Source organism: Streptomyces sp. PA03-5A, from assembly GCF_033792725.1.
GTDB lineage: Bacteria > Actinomycetota > Actinomycetes > Streptomycetales > Streptomycetaceae > Actinacidiphila.
In genome coordinates, this window is the sequence record NZ_JARAVL010000073.1 from 1 (window position 1) to 20,815 (window position 20,815).

At 74.2% G+C, this 20,815-nt stretch carries 22 protein-coding genes and 1 pseudogene; 9 read left to right on the plus strand and 14 right to left on the minus strand.

What is annotated here, in order from left to right:
- A partial coding sequence (locus tag PV410_RS43875; RefSeq protein WP_500332274.1) for a glycoside hydrolase family protein occupies window positions 1–1,001 on the plus strand: 1,001 nt, incomplete at its 5' end.
- Window positions 1,002–1,274: 273 nt separating this feature from the next.
- Window positions 1,275–1,781 (plus strand): hypothetical protein, encoded by a 507-nt coding sequence (locus PV410_RS43880; protein ID WP_500332275.1) that lies wholly within the window; start codon window positions 1,275–1,277, stop codon window positions 1,779–1,781.
- Here PV410_RS43880 and PV410_RS43885 read toward each other — a convergent pair.
- Both PV410_RS43885 and PV410_RS43890 read right to left on the minus strand, forming a co-directional pair.
- On the minus strand, window positions 1,741–1,989 hold the full coding sequence (locus tag PV410_RS43885) for a LysR family transcriptional regulator substrate-binding protein (protein WP_500332276.1): 249 nt from the start codon (window positions 1,987–1,989) through the stop codon (window positions 1,741–1,743). The two genes, PV410_RS43880 and PV410_RS43885, sit on opposite strands and share 41 nt — an antisense overlap.
- 59 nt (window positions 1,990–2,048) lie before the next feature.
- Complete coding sequence (locus PV410_RS43890) at window positions 2,049–3,077, minus strand: maleylpyruvate isomerase N-terminal domain-containing protein (protein WP_500332277.1); 1,029 nt, start codon at window positions 3,075–3,077, stop codon at window positions 2,049–2,051.
- 180 nt (window positions 3,078–3,257) lie between these two features.
- On the opposite strand from PV410_RS43890, the gene PV410_RS43895 reads away from it, so the two are divergent.
- A complete protein-coding gene (locus PV410_RS43895; RefSeq protein WP_500332278.1) occupies window positions 3,258–4,157 on the plus strand; it encodes a LysR family transcriptional regulator in 900 nt (299 codons plus the stop codon).
- A gap of 23 nt (window positions 4,158–4,180) precedes the next feature.
- Here the strand turns inward: PV410_RS43895 and PV410_RS43900 are convergent, their stop codons facing one another.
- Window positions 4,181–4,969, minus strand: coding sequence for an SDR family NAD(P)-dependent oxidoreductase (locus PV410_RS43900; RefSeq protein ID WP_500332279.1), 789 nt, complete (start codon window positions 4,967–4,969; stop codon window positions 4,181–4,183).
- A 374-nt stretch (window positions 4,970–5,343) separates the two neighbouring features.
- A complete protein-coding gene (locus PV410_RS43905) occupies window positions 5,344–5,850 on the minus strand; it encodes a tetratricopeptide repeat protein (protein WP_499509355.1) in 507 nt (168 codons plus the stop codon).
- Window positions 5,851–6,119: 269 nt separating this feature from the next.
- Here PV410_RS43905 and PV410_RS43910 point away from each other — a divergent pair, with 269 nt between their 5' ends.
- Entirely contained in the window at window positions 6,120–6,620 is a 501-nt protein-coding gene (locus PV410_RS43910; RefSeq protein ID WP_500332280.1) for a lamin tail domain-containing protein, read from the plus strand.
- 40 nt (window positions 6,621–6,660) lie between these two features.
- Here the strand turns inward: PV410_RS43910 and PV410_RS43915 are convergent, their stop codons facing one another.
- Together PV410_RS43915 and PV410_RS43920 are read right to left on the minus strand one after the other, a co-directional pair.
- Window positions 6,661–7,647 carry an RNA polymerase sigma factor gene (locus PV410_RS43915; RefSeq protein WP_500332281.1) on the minus strand — a complete coding sequence of 329 codons (987 nt, stop codon included), beginning with the start codon at window positions 7,645–7,647 and terminating at the stop codon, window positions 6,661–6,663.
- Between the two features lie 63 nt (window positions 7,648–7,710).
- Window positions 7,711–8,469: a hypothetical protein gene (locus tag PV410_RS43920; RefSeq protein ID WP_500332282.1), complete on the minus strand. Its 759-nt coding sequence runs from the start codon at window positions 8,467–8,469 to the stop codon at window positions 7,711–7,713.
- A gap of 141 nt (window positions 8,470–8,610) precedes the next feature.
- Here PV410_RS43920 and PV410_RS43925 point away from each other — a divergent pair.
- A pseudogene (locus PV410_RS43925) lies at window positions 8,611–8,982 on the plus strand (leucine zipper domain-containing protein); the annotation flags it as partial.
- A gap of 159 nt (window positions 8,983–9,141) precedes the next feature.
- On the opposite strand, the gene PV410_RS43930 reads toward PV410_RS43925, so the two are convergent.
- The 4 genes from PV410_RS43930 to PV410_RS43945 form a co-directional block, all read right to left on the minus strand.
- The gene (locus tag PV410_RS43930) at window positions 9,142–9,933 is read right to left on the minus strand and encodes a MerR family transcriptional regulator (protein ID WP_500332283.1); all 792 of its coding nucleotides are present in this window, start codon (window positions 9,931–9,933) and stop codon (window positions 9,142–9,144) included.
- Between the two features lie 233 nt (window positions 9,934–10,166).
- Window positions 10,167–10,826 carry a class I SAM-dependent methyltransferase gene (locus PV410_RS43935; protein ID WP_500332284.1) on the minus strand — a complete coding sequence of 220 codons (660 nt, stop codon included), beginning with the start codon at window positions 10,824–10,826 and terminating at the stop codon, window positions 10,167–10,169.
- A 25-nt stretch (window positions 10,827–10,851) separates the two neighbouring features.
- Window positions 10,852–11,733 carry a diacylglycerol kinase family protein gene (locus PV410_RS43940; protein ID WP_500332285.1) on the minus strand — a complete coding sequence of 294 codons (882 nt, stop codon included), beginning with the start codon at window positions 11,731–11,733 and terminating at the stop codon, window positions 10,852–10,854.
- A 78-nt stretch (window positions 11,734–11,811) separates the two neighbouring features.
- Window positions 11,812–13,404 (minus strand): FAD-binding oxidoreductase, encoded by a 1,593-nt coding sequence (locus tag PV410_RS43945; protein ID WP_500332286.1) that lies wholly within the window; start codon window positions 13,402–13,404, stop codon window positions 11,812–11,814.
- A gap of 72 nt (window positions 13,405–13,476) precedes the next feature.
- Between PV410_RS43945 and PV410_RS43950 the strand changes: the two genes are divergently transcribed.
- Both PV410_RS43950 and PV410_RS43955 read left to right on the plus strand, forming a co-directional pair.
- Window positions 13,477–14,076: a TetR/AcrR family transcriptional regulator gene (locus PV410_RS43950; protein ID WP_500332287.1), complete on the plus strand. Its 600-nt coding sequence runs from the start codon at window positions 13,477–13,479 to the stop codon at window positions 14,074–14,076.
- A gap of 5 nt (window positions 14,077–14,081) precedes the next feature.
- The gene (locus PV410_RS43955) at window positions 14,082–15,653 is read left to right on the plus strand and encodes a glycerol-3-phosphate dehydrogenase/oxidase (protein ID WP_500332293.1); all 1,572 of its coding nucleotides are present in this window, start codon (window positions 14,082–14,084) and stop codon (window positions 15,651–15,653) included.
- A gap of 13 nt (window positions 15,654–15,666) precedes the next feature.
- On the opposite strand, the gene PV410_RS43960 is transcribed toward PV410_RS43955, so the two are convergent.
- Window positions 15,667–16,293: a TetR family transcriptional regulator gene (locus tag PV410_RS43960; protein WP_500332288.1), complete on the minus strand. Its 627-nt coding sequence runs from the start codon at window positions 16,291–16,293 to the stop codon at window positions 15,667–15,669.
- 135 nt (window positions 16,294–16,428) lie between these two features.
- Here PV410_RS43960 and PV410_RS43965 point away from each other — a divergent pair, with 135 nt between their 5' ends.
- Both PV410_RS43965 and PV410_RS43970 read left to right on the plus strand, forming a co-directional pair.
- On the plus strand, window positions 16,429–17,007 hold the full coding sequence (locus tag PV410_RS43965; protein WP_500332289.1) for an ATP-binding protein: 579 nt from the start codon (window positions 16,429–16,431) through the stop codon (window positions 17,005–17,007).
- Window positions 17,008–17,048: 41 nt separating this feature from the next.
- A complete protein-coding gene (locus tag PV410_RS43970; RefSeq protein ID WP_500332294.1) occupies window positions 17,049–17,888 on the plus strand; it encodes a thioesterase family protein in 840 nt (279 codons plus the stop codon).
- Window positions 17,889–17,922: 34 nt separating this feature from the next.
- Here PV410_RS43970 and PV410_RS43975 read toward each other — a convergent pair whose 3' ends face one another.
- From PV410_RS43975 to PV410_RS43985, 3 genes are read right to left on the minus strand one after another with little or no spacing between them, the layout of a single operon-like run.
- Window positions 17,923–18,873 (minus strand): ornithine cyclodeaminase family protein, encoded by a 951-nt coding sequence (locus tag PV410_RS43975; protein WP_500332290.1) that lies wholly within the window; start codon window positions 18,871–18,873, stop codon window positions 17,923–17,925.
- The gene (locus PV410_RS43980; RefSeq protein ID WP_500332291.1) at window positions 18,870–20,003 is read right to left on the minus strand and encodes an aminotransferase class I/II-fold pyridoxal phosphate-dependent enzyme; all 1,134 of its coding nucleotides are present in this window, start codon (window positions 20,001–20,003) and stop codon (window positions 18,870–18,872) included. The genes PV410_RS43975 and PV410_RS43980 overlap by 4 nt, the downstream gene beginning before the upstream one ends.
- The gene (locus PV410_RS43985) at window positions 20,000–20,647 is read right to left on the minus strand and encodes a helix-turn-helix transcriptional regulator (RefSeq protein ID WP_500332292.1); all 648 of its coding nucleotides are present in this window, start codon (window positions 20,645–20,647) and stop codon (window positions 20,000–20,002) included. The genes PV410_RS43980 and PV410_RS43985 overlap by 4 nt, the downstream gene beginning before the upstream one ends.
- Between the last annotated feature and the right edge of the window lie 168 nt (window positions 20,648–20,815).

Genomic DNA, 20,815 nt, shown 5'->3' on the forward strand with positions numbered 1-20,815 from the left:
GGCTGCGGACCCCCGTCCTCGGCGGGGCGGCCGTCGCGGCGGCGGTGGCCGCGACGCTCGTCGCCACCCGGCTCCTGACCGGTCCGTCGCCGGCGCCGCAGGCGGACGCGCTCCCGGCGGCCTCCGCCCCGGCCGCCACGGAGACGGCCACGGCCTCGCCCCGCTCCCCCAGCCCGTCGCCCTCGCCGCGCCCCTCCAAGAAGCCCACGAAGAAGGCCCCGTCACCGAAGCCGACCCGGCAGGCACCCGTGGTGCGGGTCGCCTCGTCCGGCAAGAAGGGCGTCGGTGTGTGGACCTTCCCCGGCGTGGGCAGGGCCCTCACTTTGTCCGGTGCGAGTTGGTACTACACCTGGTCCACGGGCCACCAGGGCGTCGCCTCGCCGCCGTCGGGCCGCTTCGTCCCCATGATCTGGGGGCCCGCCTCCGTCACCGCGGACTCCCTGGCCCAGGCGAAGGCGCAGGGCCCGTACCTGCTGGGCTTCAACGAGCCCGACATGGCCCAGCAGTCGAACATGTCGGTGGAGCAGGCCCTGACCCTGTGGCCGCGGCTGATGGACGCCGGCCGGATCCTGGGCAGCCCGGCCGTCGCCACGAACGGCGCCACCCCCGGCGGATGGCTCGACCGCTTCATGTCGGGCGCCCAGGCCAAGGGCTACCGCGTCGACTTCATCACCCTGCACTGGTACGGCGGCGACTTCCGCACCGCGGAGGCCGTGTCGCAGCTGACGTCCTATCTGGAGGCGGTCCACCAGCGCTACCACAAGCCGATCTGGCTGACCGAGTACGCCCTGATCGACTTCTCCCACGGCACCCGTTTCCCCACCCCGGACCAGCAGGCCGCCTTCGTCACCGCCTCCACCAAGGCCCTGGAGGCGCTGCCCTACGTCCAGCGCTACGCCTGGTTCGGCCTCGGCGCCGACCCGGCCGAACCCAGCAGCGGCCTGTTCACCGACGGCACCCACACGACCCCTGCGGGCCGCGCCTTCCAGGCGGCGGGCTGATCCGCCAGACGCGATGGGCCGCGCCGGCGACCAGGGGGGGGTGGGTGGTCGCGGCGCGGCCGTACTGCTCGGGTTCCCGGGTGGGGCGGGTTCATGCAGCCGGTTCCGGAAGAGGGAACCTCTGCCCGGGCGGGCGGCGTTCCGGGCGGCGGGCGTGCCCCGGCTCCGGTGGCGCGGTGCGGGGTCCGGCGCCTTACTGGAAGGTATGCACGCGACAACCGGCACTCCCTTCCCCCGGCGCGACGGCGCGCCCGACCGTGGCGCGGTGATCCGGTGACGGGCCGCAACGGTTTCGGACCCGTGCACGGGGTGCTGTGCGGGGCGGCCGCGGGCGCGGCGGGCACGACGGCGCTCAACACCGTGGGCTACCTGGACATGCTGCTGCGCGGCCGTGCCGCCAGCTCGGCCCCGGCGACCACCGTCGAGCGACTGTCCGAGACCACGCACGTACCGATCCCCGGCGACGACGCCGCCCGCCGCAACCGCATCTCCTCGCTGGGCGCCCTCACGGGCATCGCGGCCGGGGCGGGCATGGGCGCGACGCTCGGGCTGGCCGTGGGCTGCGGCTGGCGCCCGGCGACGGCCGTGCTGACGGCGACGGCGACCGTGGGAGCGCTGATCGGCACCAACGGCCCGATGACCGTGCTGCGCGTGACCGATCCGCGCACCTGGTCGCGGTCGGACTGGATCTCCGACCTCGTGCCGCACGTGGCGTACGCCCTGGTCACCACGGCCGTCCTCACGGGGCTCCGGGCGGGACGCGTACGAACCGGCCGATGAGCGCCAGCAGCGCCGTGAGCGCGGCGCCGGGCCGGCGCACCGAGGAGTAGGCGACCCCCAGCGACCACTCGAGGGGTCCGCCCGCGACGGGGCGCACGCACACGCCCGGGTCGTCCGCGGCGACCGCGAAGGACGGCATGATGGCCACGCCGAGGCCCTGCCGGACGTAGTCGGCGGTCATGGTGATGTCGGTGACCTCGATGACCACGAAGCGCTCCAGGCCCGCGGCGGCGAACGCCCGGTCGACGACCAGGCGGTGCGCGATCGTCAGCCGCCGCCTCCTGCGCCGCTGAGGACCGCCGGGAGCGGCCGGTGGGCCCCGCGGAGATGCGGGAGCCCGCCCGGTCGCCGGGGCCGACCGCCACCAGGTGCGGGACCGTTCGCTGTCGCCGGAGTGACCCACTTCGCGTCGTCGACGACGGAGCCGTCGCAGACCCGGTGGACATCGAACTGTTGCCGGCCGCACTCGCATCGTCCGTACGTCTCCGAGGTCAGACCGCGACGAAGCTCGTCCCCTTCTCGCCCATGAGGGTTTCGGCGATCAGAGCCCGCATGTCGACCGCGGGCGGTCACTGCGTCCCGGGGGCGGTTGCGGCCGTAGACGAGGCGGAGCACGGCCTCGGACGGTCCGGACACCGCGCCCGAGGGTTCGGCCCCCTCACAGGGGAGGATGTGCAGCTCGGAGCCGAGGGCCAGGCACAGGGTGCGCGCGGGGTCGGTGAGTTCCACCGCGATCTGGCGCGGACCGAGCCGGGTGAGGGTGTCCCCGTCGCGGCTGCGCGAGGCGACCATGTCGACCCGGTCCCACAGCAGCGCCACCTCGGATGCCGGGATGGCGGCGGCCTCGTCCAGACCCACCTCCACGTCCCAGGTGTGCACGGACTGCTCGGACAGCCAGTAGCCGGTGAAGTCCGTGAAGCCGACCGGACCGGTGAAGTACGGCACCGTCACCGACGCGCGCACCCCGGCGTCGAAGGAGTCCAGCAGCCGCAGCAAGCCGGATTCCGCCTCGTGCCATGCGTCGCGCTGCGCGACCGGCCTCAGGGGGATCCACCGCTCGTACACGTCGGTGATGTCCTCCCGTGAGGGTCTGGTGGGGTCCCCGGTGAGACTGCGGCGCACGGCCGCGGTGCACAACTCGGCCCCCGTGCCCAGGTGGACCAGCACCTGGGCGATGCTCCAGCCTTCGGCGAACGAGGGCCGGAGCAGTTCCTCACCGGTGAGGCCGCCGACCGTGGCGCCCAGGCGCCGCGAGACCGTGTGCATCGCCGCCAGTCGGACGTCGCCGGTGTCCATGGACTGCCTCCTCACGAGGTCGCTCCGTACGGCCGGGAGGTCGTGCGCCCCCTTCCCCCCAGGCAACCTCGCGCGCCCCCCGGTCCCAAGCGGGTGGCCATGCGCGCCCCCGAAGGACGCCATAAGCAGCGCTTCTGCCGGTTCGTGGCAGGGGCGCGGACGGCATGGTGCGATGGGCTCATGGACATGCGGGAGCTGCGCGCGTACATCGCGGTGGTCGAGGAGGGGGCATGGTCGGCGGCGGCACGTCGGCTGCACCTGAGCCAGCCGGCCCTGTCCCAGACCATCGGCGGACTGGAACGGCACCTCGGAGTGAAGCTGCTCGTGCGCAGCAGCACCGGGGTACGGCCGACGGACGCGGGGGCGACCCTCCTCGGGGAGGCGCGGGCCGTGATCGCCCGGCACGACCAGGCGGTGCGGGCGATGGCGCGCCACACGGCCGTGGGCGGCGGGGTGCTCCGGATCGGCATCCCGCTCGAACTGCCGACGGGACTGCTCGTCGCCCCGCTCGCGGAACTGGCCGAGGATTTCCCGGAGACCCTGGTGCAGGCCCGGCACCTGTCCACGGCGGAGCAGCTCGCCGCGCTGCAGGCCGGGGAGCTGGACGTGGCGCTGCTGCGGGAGCGGCCCGCCGGGCCCGAGTTCGACGCCCAGCTCGTCGTCCGCGAGCGGCTGGGCGTCCTGCTCGCGGCCGAACAGGCCGCGGAGCTGACCGGCCCGGACGGCATCGCGCTGGAAGCCCTCGCGGGCCTGCCGTGGGTGGGCTTCCCGCGTTCCGGCAGCCCCGCCTGGTACGACGAGCTGACGGCGATCCTGCGCAGTCACGGTCTCGACCTGGGCCCCGACGCCCCCGAGGGGCAGAAGCTGATCGCCGAGGTGAAGCTCGCCGCCGTCAGCGCGGGCCACGCCTTCGCGCTGGCGCCGCCGGACTGGGCGCAGCCGATCCCGGAGAACGTCGCCTGGTCGCCCCTGGTGGGCCACCCGCTGATCCAGCGGACCTGGGCGGTGTGGCCGGCCACCTCCCGGCGGCGCGACGTGGGACGGCTGATCGCCGCGTTCGAACAGCCCGCGGGGGCCTGAGGGCCGCGCGCGGGGGCACGGCCTCAGGGTGCGGCGATGCCGCGGACGGAGGTCAGACCGCCGTGCGCCCGCCGTCCACGGGCAGCACCACGCCGTGCGCGAAGCTCGCCGCGTGGCTGGCCAGATAGGCGATGGCCTCGGCGATCTCCTCCGGTGCCGCAGGCCGCCCGGCCGGCGGCACCGGAGGCGAGCGCCGCGAGGTCATCCGCCATCCCGGAGGTGCCCTCGGTCCGGGTCGGCCCCGGCTCCACCGCGTTCACCCGGACCCGTCGCGGTCCGTACTCGGCCGTCCACGACTTGGTGAGCAGGTTCAGGGCCGCCTTGCTCGACCCGTACAGCGCCATGCCCGCGGCGCCGTAGTCGGCGACCATGGTGCTGACGTTGACGATCGCGCCGCGGCCGCGGCCGCGGCCGGCCATCGCGGGCGCGAGTTCGGCGACCAGGTAGAACGGCGCCTTGACGTTGAGGGCGTAGACGGTGTCGACGTCGCTCTCCGGTGTCCGCTCCGTCGGCCCGAACGGGTAGACGCCCGCGTTGTTCACCAGGATGTCGACCCTGCCCCCGCCGAGCGCCACCGCCTCGCGGGTGAGCGCTCGGACCGACCGGGCGTCCCCCAGGTCGCCCGCGACGAAGTCGGCCTTCCCGCCGCGCCCCCTGATCGCGGCGACCACGGCCTCGCCCCGTCCGCCGTCACGGCCGGCGACCAGTACGTGCGCGCCCCGCCCGGCGAGCGTCACCGCGGTCGCCGCGCCGATCCCGCTGGTCGCCCCGGTCACGAGGGCGACGTCGCCGCCCAGGTCTGCTGAAGTCATGTTCCAACCCTGTTCTCTTCACCGAGCGCTCTATGCGCCGTGCCGAATTCCGGATGATCACGTCGCGCATCGAGGCACGTTGCGATCGCCTGGAAGAGCACGGGGAGAACACCGGCGACTCCGGGGTGCCCATCGGCGGATGCTATGACCGGCATCATCGCCGCCTGCTGCGCTGTTTCCGCCGCCCGGCGCCGGGTTGGCCGGTGTCTCGGCGCCGCTCCCGTGAGCATCGACGAACAGGAGCCGATCAGAACCGTCGGCCTCGCCCTGTGGCACGGCATCACCACCCCACGTCGACGGGGGCCTTCAACGACGTGCCGGTGGCGGACGTCCGTTCCGGCATGCGGCACGAGGGAGCCGCGCCCGCCCAGGGTTCACAAGGTGGCGTCGAGATCCTCGGCGTAGTAGGCGACGGCCTGCCGGTAGCGTGCGATGTCCGGATCGGAGCTGCTGTCCGCCAGCAGCGTCAGCAGGAGCCGCATCGCCTCGCGGTGTCCGCCGGTGTTGTACAGGGCCATCGCCAGGAAGGTCCGCAGCGCGCCGTCGTGGGGGAAGTCGATGAGGGCCACGCGCAGCAGGCGGACGGCCTCGTCGTACCGCCCGAGGATCCGGTAGGTGCTGCCCAGGCCCAGCAGCGCGCCGCGCCGGTCGTCCTCCGACAGCCCCGTTCCGCGCAGGGCCTGCTCGTAGAAGGGCACCGCCTCCGCCTCCAGGCCCAGTACGTCGTGCGCCCACGCCGCCTGGTAGGCCACCTCCGCGTCCCCCGGGAACCGCTCCGCGAGGGCGACCAGCCGCTCCCTCGCCGCCTCCGCCTCCCCGCGCTCGCGCAGCCCCACCGCGGCGGCCAGCAGTTCGTCCCGCCCGTGATCGTTCTCGTTCATGCGCACATCCTGGCAGCCCCGCGCCGCGGCGGTGCACGACCCCGGCACCAGCGACTGCCTGAAGGAATACGCCCGTTGTCGACCGGTTGCTTCGCTTCGGACGCCACGTCACGGAAAGCCCCGCTCCGGGTTCACCTGGAATGGTTTGATACCTCGCAAGACGCCGACGGGGGCCGGATACCCGGCGCAGGCAGGCGGGGCGGCGCGCATGGTTCGCGCTCCCGGCGGGGCGGAGCGCGCGCGGCCCCGTCCCAACAGGGGGGATTCCCATGACCAAGCACGTCCGTATCCGCGTGGCCGCGTTCGCCGCGGCCTGTGGGACCGCCGTCCTCACACCGGTCCAGGCGCACGCCGCGGAGTACAGCTCCGCCCTCAAGATCCGCGGTGCGCAGTACGACGCGCCCGGCCGGGACTCCAACAACTGCTCCTCCGGCAACACCCGCGCGGAGTACCTGACGATCAAGAACTACTCGGCCGCGGCGACGGTCAACCTCAAGGGCTACGTCGTCAAGGACGCCACGGGCAACCGCTTCGTCTTCACGGCGAACCACTACCTCCAGCCCGGCGACTACGTGAAGCTGCGCGGCGGCCGCGGCACGGACTCCGACAAGAACAACGTGGTCTACCGCGCCAATTGCAACTTCATGTGGAACAACGACGGCGACACGATCTACCTCTACAAGCCCTCCGGCAGCCGCTCCGACGTCCACGCGTACACCAAGCGCGGCTCCGACGCGGACGGCGACGGCTACATCCGCTTCCACAGCTGAGGCGCGGCCACCCCGCCCCGGACGCCCGCCCCGGCCCGGCTCACGCGGCCGCGGCGCCGGGTACGGGCACGGGGCGGGGGTGGTGCAGGCGCAGGCCGTCGACCCGGCCCGTGGCGTCGTGGGTCATCAGCCAGGCGACGGCGGGTGGGCAGTGCCCCGGGTTGTCCGGCGGGTTGACGATGTCCATCTCCCAGACGGTCAGCGAGCGCCCGGCGACGGCGTGCACGAGGCGCTGGCGGACCCCGGCGGTCAGGTCGGAGTCCATGCCGCGGATCAGCAGGCCCCTGCCCCCCACCCGCTCCCTCCCGCTGAACAGGCCGACCTCGGGTGACCAGCGTTCCCGCAGGAAGCCGGCGAAGTGGCCGCGTTCGGCCGCGGCCAGGGTCTCGTGGGCCTCGGTCCTGCTGGCCCTGGTGCGCCGGGTGCTGTCGTCGTGGGCGCCGTCCGCGGTCTCGGCGAGTGCCTGGGCGAGCTTGGCCCGGGCCTGGCTGAGCCGGCTGCGGACGGTGCCGACGGGAAGCCCGCAGGCCGAGGCGATCTGTTCGTACGAGCTGACGCCGGTGGTGAAGTGGCGCAGTACCAGCGGCAGCCGCAGCGTCGGGGAGAGCTGCTCGATGGCCTCCCAGATCCAGTCCCGCAGCGCGGCGGACTCCAGCCACCGCTCGGGTCCTGAGTCCGCCGCGCGCAGGACGAGGTCGTCGACCGGGCTGGTGGGGGCCGTGCCGCGCAGCAGGGAGCGGGCGTTGTTGCGGACGATCATCCGCAGCCACGGCCCCACCGCGGCGGGATCACGGACGTCGCCCACGCGGCGCAACGCCGTCAGCGCCGCGTCCTGCAGCACGTCGTCCACGTCGGGCCCCGGGCCCAGGACGCTCAGGGCGACGGCGCGCATGCCGGCGCGGTGACGCTCCAGGAGGAGACCGAGCGCCGTGACGTCACCCGCCTGAGCGGCCCGGGTGAGCGCCACGTCCTCGGCACGGGCTGCCACGGATTCGTCCAGGCCCATCGCGTCCCTTCCGGCGTTCATCCCTCTCCAGCGGATGCTACGGCGTCACCGCGGCCATCCGGAAACGCCTCCGCACGGGAGGCCTCAGGGGCCCGCCGGGGGAAGCACCGCCGCACGGCGGCACACGACCGACCAGGTGGCCTGTGCGGGATCGGCGCCCTGCGGCAGCCGGCGGGTTGCGGAGAGGAAGGTCACCGTGCGCCGGCCCTCCAGGTGGCACCAGACGGACATCTCCGGCGGGCCTCCGGCCACGGGCTGCTCGTAGAAGTACCACCGGGTGGTGACGTGCCGGTCCTCGCCGAGGAAGGGCTGCTGCAGGAAGCGCTGGGCGCCCGGGGGCAGGTTGCCGAGGAAGTCCCGGGCCTCCCTGGTCAGCTCGGGTTCGGCGCCCTCGGCGTCGGGTGCCGCGGGGGAAGGCGTGGGCGCCGCCCGTCCTGAGAGCAGCGAGGCGGCGGCCCCGAGACCGGCGGCGCGTGCCGTGGGGGTCGCCGGGCCGCTCCGGAAGGGCCGGGTGACGAAGGAGTCCGGGTCGAGCCGCAGGGTGCGCACCGAGAGGCCCGGGCCCTCGGCGGGCTCCGCCACGCCGAGGCCCTCGGTGCCGAGCACCACGGCCTGGACCCCGCCGCCGACCGCCGCGTGCGCCCACCACTCCAGGACGGTGCCCGTCCCGTGCGCCATGCGCGCGCGGACGTATGCGGGCAGCAGGGCCCAGTAGTGGTGCCGGTCGGGTCCCGGGGAGACGCTGAGATCACCGGGCCGGTGCAGCCGTCCCCGCGGCGCTCCGGCCGCCCCGCCCGGACCGCGTGAGAGCGGGCCGTCCGGCCCTCGCGACATCCCGTCCATCGGTCTCCCTCCCGCAACCGGCCGACGTTCCAGCCTAGGTGTATTGATCACGAGCGTTGTTGACACCGGTCCGGGCTTGATCAAGGCGAAGACCTCCGGTGTGGTGGAGCTGTCTAGGACCGCACCACACCGGAGGTCTTCGTGTCCCACCGTAATGCCCGGCTGACCGTTCATGGCAGGCGGCTGCTGGTCGAGCGTGTCTGCTCGGGCCGACCGGTCGCTCATGTCGCGGCTGAGATGGGGATATCGCGCGCCACGGCTCACAAGTGGGTCCGCCGCTGGCGGGTCGAGGGCGACGCCGGCCTGCACGACCGTACGAGCAGGCCTCACACCGTCCCCCACCGCACACCGGCCGCCATGGAGGCCCAGGTCTGTCACCTGCGGACCACTCGTAAGTTCGGTCCGGCACGGATCGGGCCGATTCTCGGGATGCCGGCCTCGACAGTGCACCGGATCCTGACCCGGCACGGCCTGCACCGGATCGCCTGGATGGACCGCACCTGGGGGCACCTCCCAGCGGAGCTGGGGGAGCCGCTGGGCCCGCCCTTCGGGCGGTGGGGGCACCTCGCTGCGTTGTCGGAGTCGTCCACGTACGTCCAGTACGAGGCCGATCCTCCGCCTTGCGATAGCACGCACCAGCCGCCCCGAGCCCCGCCCTCCGGGCGGACGGCGCTATTTGTCAGACACGCCCCAGTCGGCCTCGCGAACCTCCTCCACGTACCGCAGCAGGGCCCGCATCCGGTCCGGGGGCCACGGCAGGTTCCGCGCGAGTTCCTCCCCGCGCTCGTCCCACAGCCGCCGCGCGGCGGCCCTGGTCGCCTCGCCGTCCTCACCCGCGGCGTGGAAGCCGCTCCCCACGGCGTCCCAGCGACCGACCAGGGTCCTGACCTCCGGGTCGTCGGCGGGCGTGCCCGCCTCGACGTGCGACAGCAGCGCCTCCACGAGCCCGGTCCACTCGGTCCTCGCGGCCTCGACACCCTCCGGGCCGATCTCGGCCCGTCGTGCGGCCAGTTGCTCCCGCTGCCCGGCGGTGAAGTGGGTCTCGAACACGGACATCAACTCCAAGGTCGTCATGAACTGTTCGGGATGGGGCATCGACGTCCCCTCGATTCGCCCGAGGAGCCCGCGGAGCTGCGCGGTGAGCTGGCGGATCCGCGCGGCGTGCGCCTCCAGAGCGGACAGCTGTGCGGTCAGCAGGTCGCGCATCGACCCCAGGTCCTCCCCGCTGTCCGCGAGGACGCGCTGGATCTCGTCCAGCGGGAGCCCGAGCGCGCGCAGTGCCCGCACCCGGTAGAGCCGGCGCACGTCCCGCTCGGTGTAGCGGCGGTGTCCGGCGGCGGTGCGTGCACTCGCCCCGAGCAGGCCGATCTCGTCGTAGTGGCGCAGCGTGCGGATGGTCGTGCCGGTGGCGCGGGCCACCTCGCCGATGCTCCACAGACGCCGGTCGTCGTCGTTCCCGATCACGCCGACAACGCTATGACCTCCCGTTACGGCCGGTTCAAGCCCGCCGCGCGGGCTCTGGCAGGATGACGCGGTGGTCGGCTTCGCCGGCGAGCAGGTCGAGGCCGACCACAACGAGCCGGACGAGCTCTCGCTGACGTGGAACAGCGTCGACCCGCGCCGCCTTCCGACGCCCTGGACGAGAACGGACTGGACATCGGTCCGCCCGCGGGGTGACGCAGGAAGGGGCCCGGCCGTCAGGGGCGTTCGGGTTTCTCCGCGAGGAACGTGGCGACGGCGCGCTTCGCGCCCGCACCGGGCTCCTGCACCAGGCGTGCCGTGACGGTGAGACCGGCCTCCTCGAGCAGCGCGGCGATCCGCGGGGCCGGCAGCATGTGGAGCCCGTACGAGACCGGGTGGCCGCCGTACGCGTGCTCCGGGCACAGGTGCTCGTCCTCGCCCACCCAGCCGGCGAGCATCAGGTGGCCGCCGGGTGCCAGGACGCGGCGGAACTCGGCGAAGACGACGGGCAGCAGCTCGGGCGGCGTGTGGTGGGTGGAGTAGTAGGCGAGGACGCCGCCCAGTTCGCCGTCGCCGATGTCGAGCGCGGTCATGGACCCCACGGTGAAGCGCAGGTGCGGGTGGGCCCGCCGGGCCAGCTCGACCATGCGCGGCGACAGGTCGACCCCGTACGCGCGCACCCCCAGCCCGGCGAGGTGCGCCGTCACGTAGCCGGGGCCGCACCCCAGGTCCGCCAGCGGGCCCCGGCCGGCCGTGCGCACGGTCTCGGCGAAGGCTGCCAGCATGGCGCGGGAGAGCGGGTCGAGTCCGTCCGGGGTGCTGACCTGTGCGGCGTAGTCGGCGGCGACGGTGTCGTACGACTCCCGGACCGCGGCGAGGTAGGCGTCTTCGGGCACCGGGCGAGCCTACCCACGGCGGGGATCAGCACAGCACGCGGAGTGCGCCCGGGCGGATCCGCGCGGTGACCGGGAGGGCGGCCTCCACCTCGCCGTCCGCGCCGTACGGGATCGCGCGGTCGGCCTCGATGCGGATCTCCTTGCCGCGCACGATCTCGACCTCGGGGCGCTCCACGTGCGCACCGGTCTTGAGTTCGTTCATCAGCGCGAAGAAGAGGCGGCGCGGCGCGTCGTGGATCATGACGACGTCGAGCAGCCCGTCGTCGACCCGGGCGCCGGGCGCGATGGCCCGGCCGGATCCGTAGTAGCCGGAGTTGGCGGCGACGACGGTGTAGCCGCGGCGTTCGTGGACGACTCCGTCGACGGTGACGCGGTAGGCGGCGGCACGCCAGCCGGCCACCGCGCGCAGCCCGCCGGCGTAGTAGGAGGCCGGGCCGCGCAGCAGCCGGGCGGTGTTGGCGTGGTGGTTGGCGACCGCGTCGACGCCTGCGTAGACGCTGCCGAGGACGACGGTCCGGTCGTGGACCGCCGACTCGACCTCGATGGTGTCGACGGCGCGCGGCTCGTCGCGGAGCAGGATCCTGGCGAGTTCGGCGGGCCCGGAGGGCAGGCCGAGGGCGCGCGCGAAGTCGTTGCCGCGGCCTGCGGGGACGAGGCCGAGGACGGTGCCGGTCCCGCTGAGGGCGCCGCCGATGCCGCCCACGATGCCGTCACCGCCGACGGCCAGGACGACGCGGCCGCGCTCGCCGGCCCGGCGCGCCAGGTCCTGGGCGTGCCGGAGGCTGTCGCTGCACACGGTCTCCAGCTCCGCGCCCGCCTCCCGCAGCAGCTTCGCCAGTGGGAGGACGGCTGCCGCCCCGGTGGATCCCCCGGCGGTGGGGTTGACGACGGCCGTGAACTGTCGCATGGGTGTGCCTCCGGGGACGGCGGATCGGCGGGACGGCGGATCGGCGGGACGGCGGGACGGCGGGACGGCGGGACGGGGTCAGCGGGTGGGCAGCAGGATGCCGGGGTTGAGGAGCCCGTCGGGGTCGAGCGCGTCCTTGACGGCGCGCAGGGCCTCGATGCCGAGCGGACCCGCTTCCCGGACGTACCAGTCGCGGTGGTCGGTGCCCACGCCGTGGTGGTGGGTGATGGTGCCGCCCGCGGCGAGGACGGCCTCGTTGGCGGCCTCCTTGGCGGGGGTCCAGTGCGCCACGGGGTCCTCGCCCTGCGCCGAGACGACCGTGAAGTAGAGCGAGGCGCCGTTCTCGTAGACGTGCGAGATGTGGCACATGACCAGCGGCGGGGTGCCGGCCGCGGCCAGCGTCGCGGTGAGCGCATCGCGCACGGAGTCGTACAGCTCGGGGATCCGGGACCAGAAGGTGGCGGTCTCCAGGGTCTCGGCGAAGGCGCCCGCGTCGAGCAGCGAGTCCCGCAGGTAGGGGGCGGAGTACCGGCCGTGGGCCCAGCGCTCGCCGGGCTCCTCGCCCAGGTACGCGCCGCCGCACTCGCGCAGTACGGCCGCGGCCTGCTCCCGGCGCAGGGCGGTGTCCTCCGCGGTGCCCTCGTAACCGGCGATCGCCGTGCAGCCCGCGGACGCGGCCCCGTCCGAGCCGATCGCGTCGGGCTGGGCGAGGCCGACCATCGTCTCGGTCTCGTCGGACAGGCGCAGCACCGTGGGGCGGGGGCCGTCCTGGGCGAGCCGGCGCAGGGCCGCGGCGCCCTCGGCGAAGGAGGCGAAGCGCCAGCCCTCGTAGACCTTGACCTGGGGAAGCGGGCGGATCCGCACCGTCACGGAGGTGATGACGCCCAGCGCGCCCTCGGAGCCGAGGATCAGCTGGCGCAGGTCGGGGCCGGCCGCGGAGCGGGGGGCGCGGCCGGCGTCGAGGGTGCCCCGCGGGGTGGCGACGGTCAGGCCCAGCACCATCTCGTCGAAGCGGCCGTAGCCCGCGGAGGCCTGGCCGCTGGAGCGGGCGGCGGCGAATCCGCCGATGGTGGCCCACTCGTAGGACTGGGGGAAGTGGCCCAGGGTGAAGCCTTGTTCGGCCAGGAGCGCCTCCGCGTCGGGGGCGCGCAGCCCCGGCTGCAGGATCGCTGTCCGCGAGACGGGGTCCAGCGACAGCAGACGGTTCATGCGGCGCAGGTCCAGGGCGACGAAGGGGCGCCGCCCCTGCGGGGCGAGGCCCCCCACGACGGAGGTGCCGCCGCCGAAGGGGACGACGGCGAGGCCGTGTTCGGCGCAGACGGCGAGGACGGCCAGGACCTCGTCGTGGCCGGCGGGCAGCACGACGGCCGCCGGGGTGTCGTCGACGTCGCCGCCGCGGATGCGCAGCAGGTCGGGGGTGGACTTGCCGCGCGTGTGGCGGATCCGGGTCTCGGCGTCCGTGCGCACGTGGGCCGGGTCGCCCACGCAGTCGGCGAGGTCCTGCCGGGCCTCGTCGGTGAGGGGGGACCCGGGTACGGCGACGTCCTCCAGGGCGGCGGGTTCCGCGCCGCGGGGTTTGACGCCCAGCAGATCGCGCAGCAGGCCGATCACGGTGTCGGGCAGCGGGGCCGCTTTGGCCGGGTCGCCCCAGCCGCTCCACAACATGTCCACGGGCTCGTCCTCACCGGTCGTTTCTGGGGGTGCCGTCTCCTGCGTCCCCCACAGGGCGTTACACTGTGACACATGGCGCCTATTCGTCACAACAGCTCGGACAGCGACCCGGTGCTCGACGCGGTCCGCGACTGCGTCCTGGCCGTCGGCGTCCGCCGCACGACCCTGACCGACGTGGCCCGCCGGGCCGGCGTGTCCCGCATGACGCTCTACCGGCGGTGGCCCGACGTGCGCACGCTCGTCGGCGACCTGATGACCCGTGAGTGGGTCTCGGTCGCGGTGGACGCGATGCCCGAGCGGCACGAGGGCACGAGCATCCGGACGTACATGGTCGAGGGGTTGGTGGCGGGGGTGCGCGCCTTCCGCCGCCACCCGCTGTTCGTCAAGATCCTCGACGTCGACCCCGAACTGCTCCTCCCCTATGTGCTGGACCGCCGCGGCGCCAGCCAGGACGCACTGCTGGAACGGATCGCCGGCGCCCTGGAGGAGGGCCACGCCGACGGCTCGGTCCGCGCCGGTCACGTCACCCGGCAGGCCCGTTCCGTGCTGCTGGTCGTCCAGTCGTTCACGCTCTCGTTGCGCACCATGACCGACGAGGACGACCCCGACCTGACCTCCGCGGCCTTCCTCGGGGAGTTGCGGGACATCCTGGAGAGGACCCTCGCCCCATGAGTTCCATGAGCCCCATGAGTTCCATGAACAGCCCGGCCCCCTCCCCCGCGTCCTCGCTCAGCGCCGCGCGGCGCGCCCGCGAACTGGCGGAACTGGCCGCCGGCGAGCAGGTGGACGTCCTGGTCGTCGGCCTCGGCGCCACCGGCGCGGGCGCGGCCCTCGACGCGGCGTCCCGCGGGCTGTCGGTCGCCGCGATCGACGCCCACGACCTGGCCTTCGGCACCTCCCGGTGGAGCTCCAAGCTGATCCACGGCGGCCTGCGCTACCTGGCTTCCGGCCAGTTGGACGTCGCGTACGAGAGCGCGGTGGAGCGCGGCGTGCTGATGGAGCGCACCGCCCCCCACCTCGTCCGCGCCCAGCCCTTCGTGCTGCCGCTGACCCCGCTGGTCTCGCGCGGGCAGGCCGCACTGGCCTGGTCCGGTTTCCGGGCCGGCGACGCGCTGCGCCTGTCGGCGCGGACGGCGCGGGCCACTCTCCCGGCGCCGCGTCGGCTGTCCGCGGTGGAGACCCGGCACCTCGCCCCCGCCCTGCGCACCGCGGGGCTGCGCGGCGGCCTGCTGTCCTGGGACGGCCAACTCGCCGACGACGCCCGCCTGGTGACCGCGATCGCCCGGACCGCCGCGGCGCACGGGGCGCGTGTCCTGACGCGGGTGCGCGCGGTCTCGCTCAGCGGCTCGGGCGCCGTCGTACGCGACGAGCTGACCGGCGAGGAGCACACGATCCGGGCCCGTGCGGTGGTCAACGCCTCCGGCGTGTGGGCGGGCGGCCTGGTCGACGGCGTACGGCTGCGTCCGTCCCGGGGCACGCACCTGGTGCTGCGCTCGGAGGGCCTCGGCGGCCTGCCCGCAGGCCTGCACATACCGATCCCCGGGGAGTCCAACCGGTTCGTGCTCGTCCTGCCGCAGGGCGACGGCCGGGTGTACGTGGGGCTCACCGACGAGCCGGTCGACGGAGCCGTCCCCGACGTGCCGGAGGTGCCCGAGACGGACATCGGCTTCCTGCTCGACGTGCTCGGCACGGCGCTCGACGTCCCCGTCCACCGCGACGACGTGGTGGGGGCGTTCGCCGGACTGCGCCCGCTGCTCGACACCTCCGCCGACGGCTCGGGCCGTACCGCCGACATCTCGCGCAAGCACGCGGTGCTCACCTCCGCCGAGGGCGTGGTGACCGTCGTCGGCGGCAAGCTGACGACCTACCGCCGCATGGCCCAGGACGCGGTCGACGCCGCCGTCACGGCCCGCGGGCTCGGCACCGCCCCCTGCCGCACCACGTCGCTGCCGCTCGTGGGCGCCGCAGCGCCGCACGTGCTCACCGGCCTGCGGGCCCCGCGCCGCCTGGTGCAGCGCTACGGAACCGAGGCCCCCGCCGTGCACGCCCTCGGGGCCGCCGATCCCGCCCTGCGGGAGCCGGTCGTGCCCGGTCACCCCGTCACGCGCGCGGAGTTGGTGTGGGCCGTACGCCACGAGGGGGCCCTCGACACCGGCGACCTCCTCGACCGGCGCACCCGCGTGGGCCTCGTCCCGGCCGACCGCGAGACGGCGCTGAAGGCGGCGGAGGAGGCACTGGCCGGGGCGTGAACCCGGCCCGGGGTCACGGGACGGCGGCGGCCCCCGGGGCGCGGTCCGGGGCACGCCAGCCGGCTTCGAGGCGGTCCAGGAGCGTGCGGAACGTGGGGTCCACACGCTCCTCCTCACCGTCCGCGAGGAATGCGAGCAGGAGTCCGAAGACGGCGTCCACCAGGAGGGATGCCTCGATGCGCGCACGCTCCCCTGCCATACCCAGGCCCTCGAAGACAGGGGCGATGAGCTCGGTCCACTCGGTGACCAGTCCGTACATGTGGGGGCCGTGGCGCTCGGGTCTCAGCATGGCGGCGGCCATCATCTCGAAGTACAGGGGCAACAGCGCAAGGCGCTCGGGGCTGCGGATCTCCCGCCACAGCGCCTCCGCCAGGCGTCGCATCCCCTCCGCGTCCCGGGGCGTGCCGGCCACCGCGAGGACCTCGCGGAAGCGCAGGATCGGCCGGCTCGCGTCCAGGGCGAGTGCCTCGGCGACCAGGCGTTCCTTGCTGCCGAAGTAGTAGAGGAGCATCCGGTCGCTGGTGCCCAGCGCCTTGGCCATCGGCCGCAGGGAAAGATCCGCCAGGCCGTGCGCGACCACGTACTCCCGCACACGGTCGAGGAGTTCCCGCCGCTTGTCGGCATCGGCCCGTCGCGGCATGACACTCTCCCGAAGTCCGCATTTATCACTTTTGCCAGCGTATTTACCGTAGCACCCGCTACATGTATATTTGATAGACGTAGCGGGTGCTACAGGAAAGACTCTCGCGCCTCACACTCCCGACAGCGGAAGGGAATGATCACCATGGCCGCCGCCCAGGCCATCGGCACAGACGGGACGCGCACCTCAGCGTCCTGGCTCGCCCGGCAGCTCAGGCTGTGGTCACGCACCCTGGAGCCCGTGCGCCCCCTGCACGCTCCGGCCGGACGCGCCTCCGCCCGGGACGCCTCCTGGCCGCTGGAGCACGAGCTGGCCTCGGTGGGCCGCGCCCGCAGGCTGGCCACGGCTCAGGTGCGTTCATGGGGCCTTGGCAACCTCGCGGATACGGCGGAACTCCTGGTCAGCGAACTGGTCACCAACGCCCTGCGGCACGCACGCGGTCCAGTGCGGATGAACCTGCGCGTCGCGGAGGGGCACCTGCGGTGCGAGGTCGAGGACATCAGCTCCCGGGCCGCGGTCCGGCGCGTCACCGACACCGATGCGGAGGGCGGGCGCGGCATGGAGATCCTGGACCTGCTCAGCGACGCCTGGGGCTCGGACCTGACGGCGACCGGCAAGACGACGTGGTTCGAACTGTCGCCGGCCGCCGCCTGGCAGGACGCCCGCGAAGCCCCCTCCCACCAGTGCCGTGACACCGGACTTACCCACCAGTAGCCTCTACTGCGTCGTCAGCGGGCGGGAGAGCAGCGGTGAGCATGCCGGACCATAGTGATGTCGAGGCCTTCTTCGAGCGGGTGGCGGACGAACGCTTCGTCCCGACCGGGTACACGCGCGGCCCCTGGGACGCCGCGAGCCAGCACGCCGGGCCGCCCGCGGCCCTGCTCGGCCGCGCGGTGCAGACGCGTCCGGGCGCCCGCGAGGACATGCGCCTGGTCCGGATCACCTTCGAGATCCACAGCCCGGTGCCGCTCGCCCCGCTCACCGTGACCACCCGCGTGCTGCGCGAGGGGCGCAGTGTGGAACTGGTCGAGGCCTCCCTGTCGCCCGACGGGGGCGCTCAGATCATGCGGGCGCGGGCCCTGCGCATCCGCACCGCGCCCGGCACCGTCCCCGCCGCGGGCCCCACCACGGATCCCGGCGCCGCCGCGGAACCCGCCGTTCCCGGACCCGCGCAGGCCCGCCCCGAGCCGTTCTTCCCCGTGCCGTGGGACACCGGCTACCACACGGCCATGGAGACCCGCTTCGCCGCCGGTTCCTTCCTCGACCGCGGCCCCGCCACCTGCTGGCTGCGGATGCGCGTCCCGCTCGTAGCGGGAGAGAAGACCGCTCCCCTGGACCGTGTCCTGGTCGCGGCGGACTCCGGCAACGGCGTGAGCAACGTGCTGGACTTCTCCGAGCACCTCTTCGTCAACCCCGACCTCACCGTCCACCTCCACCGCCACCCCGCCGGCGAGTGGGTCTGCCTCGATGCCCGCACCACCGTCGACCCGTACGGCGTGGGCATGGCCGAGGCCTCCCTCCACGACGAACAGGGCCCCATCGGCCGCAGCGTGCAGAGCCTGTTCGTCGCCCCGCGTCGCGGCGCCTCGGCCTGACCCCGCCCCGGGGAAGCGGTCGTCCGACGGGACGTCAGCCGAGGAGCTCCCGGACCACCGCCGAGGCGACGGCGGCGTCGAGGGCCCCGACGCCTGTGAGGTCGGCGATCGTCACAGTGGCGTCCGTGCGGTCCCTGCGGTCCGGAGGGGTGCGGAGCAGGGCCCCGAGGGGGACGTCGGCGTCGTGCGGGACCGCGCCCGCTCGGACGGCGTGCGCGAGGTCGCCGTGGTGGAGGCACTGTTCGTGGTCGTCCGTGGCGATGACGGCGGCACGGGCGAAGAGCGCGGGCGGCAGCTCGTTCTTGTGCGGCATGTCCGCGCCGACGGCGGTGACGTGCGCGCCGGGGCGGACCGCGTCGGCGTCCAGCACCGGGGAGGTGGCGGGCGTGGCGGTGACGACGATGTCGGCGCCCGCGGCCTCCGCGGCGGAGGCGGGGCCGGCGCTCAGCCCGTGGGCCGCCAGGTGCTCGCAGAGGGCGGCCGCCCGGCCCCCGTCGCGGCCGTGGACGAGGACCCGGCCGACGGGGCGCAGCATCGCCAGCCACCGCACCTGCAGCCGGGCCTGCTCGCCGGTGCCGAACACCCCCACGCTGCGGGCTTCGGGGCGGGCCAGGGCGTGGCCGGCGAGGGCTCCGGCGGCTGCCGTGCGCCAGGCCGTGAGGCATCCGCCGTCGTCGAGGACGGCGCGGACCCGGCCGGTGTGGGCGCTGATGACGCAGACCAGGCCGTGGTTGACGGGTGCGCCGCGCTCCGGGTTGCGGTAGAAGCCGGAGGCGATCTTCACGGTGAAGTCGTCGGACCCGTCGATCCAGCCCGTCTTCACGTGGCAGTCGCCGTCCGCGGCGGGGAACGTCAGATGGGTGGGCGGCGGCACGGTGGTGCGGCCGGCCGCGTGGGCGATCAGCGCGGCACGGACCGCGTCCAGCACCAGCGCGGGCCGCGCGGCGGCCTCGATCTCCTCGGGGCCCAGGACGGGGACGGTCATCGGCGCGCTCGCAGCCAGCCGGCGAGGGCGTCGAGTCCGGGGGCCGGGTCGCGGCGCCCGACGCCGACACGGAAGCGGTCGGCGGGCGTATCGGTGAGCTCGGAGCGGAAGATGCTCGCGGGCAGCAGCAGGACCCCGGCCTGCTCGACGAGTTCGGTGCAGAAGCGTTCCACGCCGTCGGCGCCGAGGTAGCGGGGGTAGGCGACGCAGCCGCCGTCCGGGGCGCGCCAGCTGAACAGGTCGTCGAACTCGGCGAAGAAGGCGTCGAAGAGCGGGAGGTTGGCGGCGATCAGGGCGCGGTTGCGGTCCAGGATCCGGTCGCGGGCCTTGAGGGCGATCCGGGCGAGCACCTCGCTGGGCGCGGCGTTGCAGATCGTGGTGTAGTGCTTGGCCCGCTCCAGGCGCGAGCGCAACTCCCGGTCCCGGCAGGCGATCCAGCCGATCCGCAGCCCGGGCAGGCCGAGCGCCTTGGACGTGACGTTCAGCGACAGCGCCCGTTCCGACAGGTCGGCGGCCTGGGGCAGGGTGCGGGCCGGGTCGCGTTCGAGGCCGCGGTAGACCTCGTCGCTGAACAGGTGGATGCCGCGCTCGTCGCAGAGCTCGGCCAGGCGCGCGAAGTCGGCGGCGTCGATGACCTTGCCGGTCGGGTTGTTGGGGAAGTTGACGGACACGACGCGGGTGGTGGGGCGGAGCGCCGCGGCCACCCGGTCCACGTCCAGGGCCCAGTCCCGCTCGGGGTCGAGCGGCACGCCCGTCACCTCGCACAGGGAGAGCGGCACGGTCTCCGCGGCCTGGTAGTTGGGGGTGACGACGACGGCGTGGTCGCCGGGGCCGAGGAGCACCTGCATCGCGAGGTAGAGCGCCTCCTCCGCGCCTGCGAAGCAGATCACGTCGTCGGCGCCCGCCCGTTCGTACGTTGCGGCGATCGCCTCGCGCAACCCGGGGTCGCCGAAGGTCCGGGTGTAGCCGAGGGAGAGCGTCTGCCAGGCGTGCCGGTCCTCGGCGTCTGCGAGTTCCAGCAGTTCGGGGAGGGTCATGGTCTGCGCGTCCGAGGCGGTCAGGTGATGACGGACGGTGAACTCCCAGCGGGAGAAGTACGTTTCCAGCCGGAAGTCGGGAAGTCGGCTCACGGGCGCTTCCTCTGCGCTTTGAGGTCGGCGAGCAGGGCGTAGACGGTGGAGCGGGACGCCTGCAGGGCGCCGGCCACGACGGGCACGGCGCGGCGCATCGTGAACACCCCGGTCCGGTCGAGCTCCTCGAGGATCGCGAGGCGGTCCTCGCGGCCCAGGCGGTCCACCGGGCAGCCCCGGTCACGGGTGTAGGTGCCGACGGTCCGCTGCACGTGCTCGGTCCAGTCCTGCTCGAAGAGCGGCTCCGGGTGCGGCACGGTGGGCGCGGCGAAGGCGGAGAGCACCGAGGCCGCCTGCTCCAGCGGGGTCCGGTCGAGGTTGACGCACAGCACCGCGGAGGGCCGGCCGTCGCCGTCCCGCAGGACCGCGCTGACGGACGAGAGCCGGCGCCCGTCGGCGAGCAGCTTCTCGTACGGGCCGTACACGTCGTGCGCCGACGGGTCCAGCCGCTCCAGCTCGCCCAGCAGCGAGGGGTCGCCGGCGGTACGCCGCGACATGGGGTTCCAGATGCCCAGCACGCGGTCGTCGGCGACGTCGTGCAGGACCACCTCGGCGTACGGGCTCAGCAGCAGGGCCACGGCCTGGCAGACCGGGGCCCACTGCCGTACCCGGGGGTCGTTCTCGTCGAGTCGCGCCTTCTCCATGGCTGGACTCTACGTCCATCCTGGACATTAAGTCCAGCCCCTGCGCGGAGGGGCGCACGACACGGCCTTGCCTAGGTGTTCTGTCCCGGGAGGTTGTGGACGGGTGATGCAGGTCTCGGTTGAGGGATCTTGAAATGGGTGAGGGCCTTCTGGCCTGGTGTGGATTGC

What these genes read in the sequence shown, in the direction of transcription:
- PV410_RS43890 (WP_500332277.1), bottom strand. Translation starts at nt 3,077, where the DNA reads ATGGACACCGGCGACGTCCGACTGGCGGCGATGCACACGGTCTCGCGG.
- PV410_RS43895 (WP_500332278.1), top strand. Translation starts at nt 3,258, where the DNA reads ATGGACATGCGGGAGCTGCGCGCGTACATCGCGGTGGTCGAGGAGGGG.
- PV410_RS43900 (WP_500332279.1), bottom strand. Translation starts at nt 4,969, where the DNA reads ATGACTTCAGCAGACCTGGGCGGCGACGTCGCCCTCGTGACCGGGGCG.
- PV410_RS43905 (WP_499509355.1), bottom strand. Translation starts at nt 5,850, where the DNA reads ATGAACGAGAACGATCACGGGCGGGACGAACTGCTGGCCGCCGCGGTG.
- PV410_RS43910 (WP_500332280.1), top strand. Translation starts at nt 6,120, where the DNA reads ATGACCAAGCACGTCCGTATCCGCGTGGCCGCGTTCGCCGCGGCCTGT.
- PV410_RS43915 (WP_500332281.1), bottom strand. Translation starts at nt 7,647, where the DNA reads ATGAACGCCGGAAGGGACGCGATGGGCCTGGACGAATCCGTGGCAGCC.
- PV410_RS43920 (WP_500332282.1), bottom strand. Translation starts at nt 8,469, where the DNA reads ATGGACGGGATGTCGCGAGGGCCGGACGGCCCGCTCTCACGCGGTCCG.
- PV410_RS43940 (WP_500332285.1), bottom strand. Translation starts at nt 11,733, where the DNA reads ATGCGACAGTTCACGGCCGTCGTCAACCCCACCGCCGGGGGATCCACC.
- PV410_RS43950 (WP_500332287.1), top strand. Translation starts at nt 13,477, where the DNA reads ATGGCGCCTATTCGTCACAACAGCTCGGACAGCGACCCGGTGCTCGAC.
- PV410_RS43955 (WP_500332293.1), top strand. Translation starts at nt 14,082, where the DNA reads ATGAGCCCCATGAGTTCCATGAACAGCCCGGCCCCCTCCCCCGCGTCC.
- PV410_RS43960 (WP_500332288.1), bottom strand. Translation starts at nt 16,293, where the DNA reads ATGCCGCGACGGGCCGATGCCGACAAGCGGCGGGAACTCCTCGACCGT.
- PV410_RS43965 (WP_500332289.1), top strand. Translation starts at nt 16,429, where the DNA reads ATGATCACCATGGCCGCCGCCCAGGCCATCGGCACAGACGGGACGCGC.
- PV410_RS43970 (WP_500332294.1), top strand. Translation starts at nt 17,049, where the DNA reads ATGCCGGACCATAGTGATGTCGAGGCCTTCTTCGAGCGGGTGGCGGAC.
- PV410_RS43975 (WP_500332290.1), bottom strand. Translation starts at nt 18,873, where the DNA reads ATGACCGTCCCCGTCCTGGGCCCCGAGGAGATCGAGGCCGCCGCGCGG.
- PV410_RS43985 (WP_500332292.1), bottom strand. Translation starts at nt 20,647, where the DNA reads ATGGAGAAGGCGCGACTCGACGAGAACGACCCCCGGGTACGGCAGTGG.